1 protein-coding gene is annotated in these 1,338 nt (G+C 34.2%); it reads left to right on the top strand.

The features are described 5' to 3' along the window. Positions 1 to 127 precede the first annotated feature (127 nt). Positions 128 to 1,309 (top strand): IS256 family transposase, encoded by a 1,182-nt coding sequence (locus C7954_RS13540; RefSeq protein ID WP_089723226.1) that lies wholly within the window; start codon positions 128 to 130, stop codon positions 1,307 to 1,309. Positions 1,310 to 1,338: the final 29 nt, after the last annotated feature.

The raw sequence follows: 1,338 nt of genomic DNA, 5'->3' as shown, positions 1-1,338 counted from the left end.
AGTATTGTATAATAAGTTGTGTAAATTAAATTTAACGATTTTTTTAAAATAAAAAAGAGGAATCCTTCTTTAAGTGGTTGAATTATTTATTAGCGAAATAAAAACCAAACCACTAGGAGGACTCCTCATGAAAAGTATAACTGATAACCCCAATAATGGTCAAGTAAATTTTGACGATATGATCAATGATTTGATCAAAAATTTTATCGAAAAGCTTCTTAAAGGTGAATTGACTGAATTTCTTAATTACGATAAATATGATTCTGCTGGCAAGAACTCTGGCAACAGCCGCAATGGAAATTACTCTCGTAACTTCCAGACTAAATACGGTGTCATTGAAAATCTAGAAGTCCCAAGAGATAGAAACAATGACTTTCAAACTGCTCTATTTGAGCCATATAAACGCCGTGATGACTGGCTGGAACAGACTGTAATCCAGATGTATGCCCGAGGTCTATCCACTCGTGATATTGCCAATTTGATTGAGCAAATGTATGGTCAAAAATACAGTGCTACCAGTGTCAGTAATCTGACAGATATAGCAGTTAAAGAAATTGAACAGTGGAAAAACAGGCCCTTAGAAAAACGCTACAGTGTGCTCTTCATTGATGCTCTAAGCATTAAGATTCGCCGAGAGCATGTTGGTAATGAATCAGCATATATAATCATTGGAATCAATGAAGAAGGCTACAGAGAGATTCTAGACTTCTACATTGGCGTAACAGAGTCAGCTACACTCTGGGAAGAAGTACTGATGAACCTTAAATCCAGAGGCGTAGAACAGGTGCTTTTAGGTGTTATGGATGGCCTACCAGGTTTAACTGACGCATTTCTTAAAGTATATCCAAAAGCTGATGTTCAACGCTGTGTAGTTCACAAAGTCCGTAATACACTTCATAAAGTTAAGAAAAAACATACAGATGAAATTGTTACTGATCTTAAGAAAATTTACAAAGCTCCCAGCAGAGAGTATGCAGAGCAGGCCTTAAATGATCTCAGCTTAAAGTGGGATAAAATCTATCCTCACTTAGCTCAAAGCTGGTTTGAAGATAAAGATGAATTATTTGCTTTCTATAAATATCCAGATAGTATTCAAAAATCAATTTATACAACTAACTGGATTGAAAGAGCCAATAAAGAAATCAGAAAAAGACTTAAAACAATGAACAGTTTACCAAATGAAAAAGCAGCAGAAAAAATATTATATCTTAAGATCTTAGACTATAATTCTAAGTGGTCAGAACGAAGATTAAAAGGATTTTTAGCTGCTAGAGATAAGCTAATTCAACTATTTGAAGAAAGATATTAATTTATTTACACAAAATACTTGACGTTACC

The organism is Halanaerobium congolense, assembly GCF_004366375.1.
Lineage (GTDB): Bacteria > Bacillota > Halanaerobiia > Halanaerobiales > Halanaerobiaceae > Halanaerobium > Halanaerobium congolense.
The sequence above is the reverse complement of the archived record's forward strand: the minus strand, read 5'-3'. Positions and strand labels throughout refer to the sequence as shown.

Excerpts from the sequence above, each read along its gene's own strand:
- C7954_RS13540 (WP_089723226.1), top strand. The coding sequence starts at position 128 with ATGAAAAGTATAACTGATAACCCCAATAATGGTCAAGTAAATTTTGAC.